Source organism: Variovorax sp. 10L421, from assembly GCF_056395365.1.
The window spans coordinates 1-6,240 of record NZ_JBFTJJ010000052.1; the positions used below are offsets into that span (position 1 = coordinate 1).

General features: G+C 61.9%; 8 protein-coding genes and 1 pseudogene. 3 read left to right on the forward strand and 6 right to left on the reverse strand.

Annotation, left to right across the window (positions count from 1 at the left end; translation table 11 throughout):
- From AC1DFC_RS29435 to AC1DFC_RS29445, 3 genes are all read left to right on the forward strand, one after another.
- On the forward strand, window positions 1-154 hold a 154-nt coding region (locus tag AC1DFC_RS29435), incomplete at its 5' end, for an integrase core domain-containing protein (RefSeq protein WP_478180551.1).
- A 361-nt stretch (window positions 155-515) separates the two neighbouring features.
- A complete protein-coding gene (locus AC1DFC_RS29440) occupies window positions 516-917 on the forward strand; it encodes an AP2/ERF family transcription factor (protein WP_478180544.1) in 402 nt (133 codons plus the stop codon).
- A 169-nt stretch (window positions 918-1,086) separates the two neighbouring features.
- Window positions 1,087-1,656, forward strand: coding sequence for a hypothetical protein (locus tag AC1DFC_RS29445; protein WP_478180545.1), 570 nt, complete (start codon window positions 1,087-1,089; stop codon window positions 1,654-1,656).
- 80 nt (window positions 1,657-1,736) lie between these two features.
- On the opposite strand, the pseudogene AC1DFC_RS29450 reads toward AC1DFC_RS29445, so the two are convergent.
- From AC1DFC_RS29450 to AC1DFC_RS29475, 6 genes and pseudogenes are all read right to left on the reverse strand, one after another.
- Window positions 1,737-2,705 (reverse strand): annotated as a pseudogene (locus AC1DFC_RS29450) (IS3 family transposase).
- Between the two features lie 35 nt (window positions 2,706-2,740).
- A complete protein-coding gene (locus tag AC1DFC_RS29455) occupies window positions 2,741-3,169 on the reverse strand; it encodes an EamA family transporter (RefSeq protein ID WP_478180546.1) in 429 nt (142 codons plus the stop codon).
- Window positions 3,170-3,256: 87 nt separating this feature from the next.
- Window positions 3,257-3,877 carry a hypothetical protein gene (locus AC1DFC_RS29460; protein ID WP_478180547.1) on the reverse strand — a complete coding sequence of 207 codons (621 nt, stop codon included), beginning with the start codon at window positions 3,875-3,877 and terminating at the stop codon, window positions 3,257-3,259.
- A gap of 131 nt (window positions 3,878-4,008) precedes the next feature.
- On the reverse strand, window positions 4,009-4,395 hold the full coding sequence (locus AC1DFC_RS29465; RefSeq protein WP_478180548.1) for a chorismate mutase family protein: 387 nt from the start codon (window positions 4,393-4,395) through the stop codon (window positions 4,009-4,011).
- A gap of 10 nt (window positions 4,396-4,405) precedes the next feature.
- Window positions 4,406-5,455, reverse strand: coding sequence for a Bug family tripartite tricarboxylate transporter substrate binding protein (locus AC1DFC_RS29470; protein ID WP_478180549.1), 1,050 nt, complete (start codon window positions 5,453-5,455; stop codon window positions 4,406-4,408).
- Between the two features lie 575 nt (window positions 5,456-6,030).
- On the reverse strand, window positions 6,031-6,240 hold a 210-nt coding region (locus tag AC1DFC_RS29475; RefSeq protein WP_478180550.1), incomplete at its 5' end, for a helix-turn-helix domain-containing protein.

Below are 6,240 nucleotides of genomic sequence, written 5' to 3' on the forward strand. Positions count from 1 at the left end.
CTGGACCTACCAGAACTCAGCTCACCGAACCGATGCCCTGGCGAGCTGGCAGCACCACTACAACTGGCATCGCCCGCACAGCGGCATCGGCGGTATCGCGCCTATGTCCAGACTCAACTCGTCAAGAAACAACCTCTTGACGCTTCACAGCTAGTCGAAATTTCAAGTCCGCCGCGATGCACGGCATCACCAGTGCACAAGGTGATCGTGACGGTCCCGGTTGGACCGTCCTCTTGAAACGCAACGGCGTGCGTTTCGCCAAGCCGTTCCCTTTTCCAGGTTTGGTGGCGAGGAGGCCGCGCTGGTACAAACCCAAGCCTGGCGCGACGAGATAGTCAAGGCCCATCCCCCGGCCAGCCGCCAGCAGAGGGCCAACCAGCTGCGAAGTACCAACAAAACCGGTATTTCGGGCGTGACCTGCATAATGGGCCCAGATGGAAAGCCGCGAAAGTGGGTCGCAAGGACCCAAATCGCGCCAGACAAGACACTGCAAGCCAAGTTCAGCATCGCTCACTATGGCCACGAGGCTTCTCGCCATCGCTGCGCGGCAGAAACAATTGCAGCAGCTGACAGGACTGGCGTTCGTTCACCGGTCAGAAGCGGTGGTGCGAGAGGCCGCCTCAAGACCGATTCCGCCTGATATCCAGACGCCCCTTCCCAAGGCCGAAATCGTAAGGAGCACCAACAAAAGCGGCGTCCCTGGCGTGCGACGCATCGAGGCCGTAGACCGATACCCGACGTACTGGGGCGCCATCACGGCTTCGGGCGACGGTAGGAAGAGCCTCGCGAAGTTTTTCTCTATCAAGACGCATGGCGAGGAGAAGGCCAAGGCGTTGGCGATTGCCGAGCGCCAGCGGCAGTTACTGAAGAGGGCAAAACTGCAACGCCAAAAGCCGCAGACTGAAAAATCCAAATGACAAAACGAAGGGCTACCGCATGCCGTTGAAAGAGGTTCTTGACATCCTTGACAAAGTTAATGCACGTCCGTTGCTATACGACTCGCTCCGAAGCGGACGTTCGACCGCCTTCCCGCAGTCCTCCTGTTGTTGACTATCGAGAGGGCAAAGCAGACTAATAATCCACTTCATGCAGATCACAACATCCATCAAGAAATCTTCTTTCTCGCTTGTTTGCTCCAGAGACCTCAAGGCACACGCATGTCGTCGCGGCGCCTTGACGTTGTTGTTCACGCTGGTTGCAGGGTGCTCAAGCTACAACTTGCCAAACAACGCTCCGCACGCCGAACTACACGGGACAATCACTGGCCTATCTGGGCGGCATTACGGTGGCCAGATCCAAGTTGCGGTTCCAGAATGCGGCGACAAGGCATGGTGGCCCAAGGAGCTTTTCAGCAATCAGGGATACAGCAACGCGACTCGCCCGCAACGGCCGGTAGCAGTAGAAGCCGGCCGGCCGATCGTCCTTCTGTATTCGCACTCATATCCGATCAGCACCTATACCAATGCGGTCTGCGGCGGGAGGCTCATCGTCACCCTTACGGAAGGCGGTGTGTACGAAGCGGTCGCTTCAATGGCGCCCAAGCTGGACGCCGGGCGCGGCGAAGCGCCAGCTTTCTGCAGCTTCAAGCTGACCGACAAGCGCACCGGCAGTCCCGTTGCACCAACAGTTCTGCAGTGCGGCACCAACACTCAATAGCTCAAGTCCGAATTGTTGTCACGAGAGGTGGCCCATCCGTTTGAACAGATTCCGAAGATTCTTAAGTGGAAGCTGCGGGGTCAGGCTGCCTCGGCCGAAGGTCGTGGCAGCGAGTCGAAGTACACCACATCGGGTGTGCGGGCCTGCAGGCTCGAATGTGACCTGCGGGTGTTGTAGAACTCGATGTACCGCCCAATTGCCCGGCGTCAACTACTTTGAGCGGGCAGCGTCAATTATCTTGAGCGGTGCGGTCGCCTCTTCGACGGCCTCGATGCAGAACTTGGTGTCCATCGAGATCGACACTCGCCAGGCCAGCACCCGCCGGCTGTACCAGTCGATCACCGCCACCAGATAGACGAAGCCCCGAGCCATCGGGATGTAGCTGATGTCCATCGCCCAGACCTGATTGGCCCGCATGATGGCAAGCGTGCGCAACAGGTACGGGTAGATCGTGCGCCCCGGTGCCTTCTTGCTGGTGTTGGGCTTCCTGTACAGCGCCGTGATCGCCATGCGCCGCATCAGCGTGGTCATGTGCTTACGGCCCACAGCAACGCCTTCTCCTCGAAGTAGATCGCGCAGCATGCGCGCTCCGGCGAACGGCAACTCCAGGCGCGATTCGTCGACGCGACGCATCAACTTGAGTTCGTCATCGCTGACGGGCTGGGCCCTGTAGTACGCCGAGCCTCGGCTGATGTTCACCAACTCGGCCTGACGTCGGATCGGCAAATCGTGGCTTCGATCAATCATCGCTTTGCGCTCAGCATGCCGGCCTTGATGAGCGCGCCTTCCAAAAAATCATTCTCCAGCGCCAACTGGCCGATCTTGGCGTGCAGGACCTTCATGTCGACCGCAGGTTCTGCTGCCGATGGCTCGCCGCCGAAGACGTCCACCGCTCGCGTGAGTAGCTGGTTCTTCCAGTCGGTGATCTGGTTCGGGTGCACATCATGCTGCTGCGCCAACTCGGCCAGCGTCTTGTCGCCTCGAACGGCGGCCAGCGCCACCTTGGCCTTGAATGCCGCTGAGTGCGTGCGGCGGGGTCTTCTGCTCATCTTTGCTCCAATCTTCACTGGCGAGGTCCTCGCCATCAGGAGCAGTCTCCACACTTATCGGCCTGTTCGGATTTCCGGGGCCACCTCTTCGGCACGGCTATGAGGACCATCAACAGCGGAGCGATAAAAGTGAGTGTGTAGGCCTCTGCCAAGCCCAGAGTCCTCAGGCCATAGACGAAGAGCACGAGCATTGTCATGTTCAGCGCGGTGCGCAGCAGATGCAGACGCCGACGAAGTCGGCGGCTGAAAACGCCGGCTGCCTCGCGCCGCCAGGCGATGTACAGGCACACCAGGGGCAGCGCCGTGAGACCGCGCAGCGCCATCACTTGCACCGCTGGGTAGTGCCCGGCCAGATTCTTGAGCAGTACGTCCATGCAGGCAAACAAGGCGCAAGCCAACAGCATCGCGGCGATGCCGCACAGGGTTCCCACCGACGGATGCGGCGATAGTCGCCGATCCTGCATCGATCCTGCTCCAACCGCTCTTTGGTCTCGTCGAGCTGACGCATCTGATCGCGCAACTTCCTGCACGGCACGACGGTGACCACGGCTTCAACTGCCGCCTGGTTCCGACGATCGCTTGATCCGCGTCCGGAACTGCCGTGCAACTGGACTATCGTCCCAGACGACGGCCCTGCCGTCGTCGACCGCCTGGCGTCCGTAGACGATCCATGCATCGCAGACGGTGCCGATGGACTGGACCACCTCGAAGCGCTCTGCATGCGCCATCGCGAAGGAAGTGAAGACGATACCCGCGCTGTAGCGCCCTTCTGTCAGACCGGACTGGACCGCGAGCACCGTCGGTTCGTAGACGATGATCGGCCAAGCGGAAAGGTCGGCATAGCTCTGCGTTGCAGTCTGCACGCCCACCTTGCCAGCGCCCTCCCCGCTTGCCATGGACCGCACCAGCGCCATGGGCTGGCTGGGAGAAATGAAGGCATCGACCACCACCATGGCCGTGCGATAGGTGCCCGTGATCTCGGCCGCGGCCGGATGCACGGCGCACTGAAGCAGGTAATCCGCCTCCCCGGCGATCAGCGCGCGCGCGCCACTGTGGAAGTCGTCGAACAAGACGATGCGGCAGGCTTGCGCAATGCCATGCGCGGCCAGGTACTGCTGGAGAACGAAGTGATGGTTGCTGCCCTCATGGCCCAGCGTTGAAAAGATCAGCATGTGTTGGCCTTGGCGGTGCCGCATGACCGGTGACAGTGGGTCGGCCTCGACGGCCGCCTGATGGGGATCGCGGCATGCGCGAGCGCCGGCAGAGCCGGAACCAACGCTTGCTCGAGCGCAAAACGAGCGACTCACGCAGGCGTCGAGGGCGCACCGATGATCTCATCCTCGAGCCGGCATGTCTCCGTGATGATCAGTTCGTAGAGGGCACGCAGGAACGCCGGGCTCACGCCGTGCTCGGCGGCAAAGGCGGCCGCACGCTCCTGCACCACGCCGATGCGATGGGGCTGCATCATCGGAATCGCATGGTCGCGCTTGTGCAGTCCGATCCGGCAACAGCAATCGAGCCTGCGCCTCACGGTCTCGAGCAGCGTTCTGTCCAAGCCGTCGAGTTCGTCGCGCAGCGACTGCAGGATCCGTTGGGCGTCCTCGTGGCTGCCGGCATCAGCTGGGGTTGTGTCATGGACCGCGGCCGCGGTTTCCTGGTACTCGCTCGGGCGCCCTTGTTCTGAACTCATGGGTATCTCCTTATTCGAGCTTGATGCCTTGGCTCGCGATGATCTCGGTGAGCGTGGCCGTATCGGCCTTCACCCGGCGCACCAGCGCCTCGCCCGAGATGCCAGCGGCCTCATAGCCATGTTGGAAGAGTTTCTGCCGCACCTCGGGCAGACGAATGACGTCCGAGAGAACCTGGGTCAGGCGCTGCACCATGGGAGCAGGCAGGCTGGCGGGCGCCGCCGCAGCAGTCCAGATCTCGAGTTCGAAATCCTTGAGGCCCGCTTCCTGCAGGGTCGGGTAGTCCGGCACGAGTTCGGAGCGGCGCGCCGAGGTCACGCCGATTGCGCGCAGCTTTCCGGCCTTGACCTGCTCCTGGGCAAGGCCCGGCGGAAGGAGCGCCAGTTGCAGTTGCCCTCCGACCAGACCCGTGATGACCTGCGGATTGCCCTGGTAGGGCACATGCACGGCGCCGATGCCTGTACGGGCCTTCAGAAGCTCCATGCCGAGGTGGCCGATCGTGCCGATGCCAGGCGTGCCATAGCTCCACTTGCCCCCCGCGACGCGCGCCGCCTCGAGGAAGCTGCGGGGATCGGCCTTCGAGACCTCCGACGTCGTAGCGAGCACCAGCGGCGCTGTGCAGATGATGCTCAGCGGCACCAGGTCCTTCTGCGGATCGTAGGACGTTGCCGGATTGAGGATCTTGGCGATCGTCATATTGCCGTTGATCAGAATGCCGACCGTGTGTCTGTCGGTGGACTTCGCGACGATGTCCGCCGCGATGTTGCCGCTGGCGCCTGGATGGTTCTCGACGATCACAGGCTGGCCCAGCGCCTTCGCCATCGGAGCGGCCAGGACGCGCGCCACGAAATCCGGCGACGAGCCGCCGCCGAAGCCGACGACCAGCCGCAGCGGTCGCGTCGGCCAGTTCAGATCCGCTGGCTGGGCGCCCGGGGCACCCGCCGGGCCGGGACCGGAGCGATTCGCGCCTGACGACTGCGCGCAGGCGATACCAATACAGGCGAGCGCCCCGAAAAGACATAGCAGACGAGCGGCACGCGTTCGAAAAACCAGGAGGGACATGGCAAGACCTGATGAAAATTGAAAGCCAAGTCTTGCTTCCACAACGCGCCGAATCAACTCCTGACTGGTGCGCAAAAAGCTCCGCCGGGCATCGAGGCTGCGAAAACCCGCCTTGCCCACGAGCGGGGCGAAGCCACGGCTCGTCGCACTTGCTTGCCATGCAAGATGGTCGTCGCGCGTCAGCGGTGCGCTGCCGCGTCTTCGCGTTGATTGGAGGCGTCGTGCTGTGGAGGCATCAGCAATTGCAGTTGACTGCTGCGATAACGTGTTGGTCCGTAGTGCACGTCCACGATCTGCAAATCGGTCCCCAAAGTCCGAACGCTCCTACATAGCCGCAATCCGCCACTTTTCGTAGTGCATGTCCACCTGTATGCAAAGGAGTTTCCCCGCCGGCGAGTCGTCCTTCAACTCCAAGACGACGTTCTGCGAGATGATTCGATTGAACTCATCCGACGAGAACTCCTGCTGCATCCCGCTCACGAAATCCGGATTCAGTGTGGCAATGATTGCCGATGCCCCTCGGCCTCGCGCGAATGGATACTATCGGCCAAACCAGTCGTTCGGATGGGCCACGGTCATGCGCCACCCTCCAACGCCCGCCGCAAACGACCCGGCGTCATCCCGAACTGCGCCTGGAAGTGGCGGATGAAATGTGACGCGTCGGCGAATCCGCATTCGAAGGCAATCTCGTTGATGCTGATGTCCGAGGTTGTGAGCAGCCATCGCCCGTACTTCAGGCGCAGGGTTCGGTAGTAGTCCGACGGGGTGAAGCCGGTTTCGGCGAG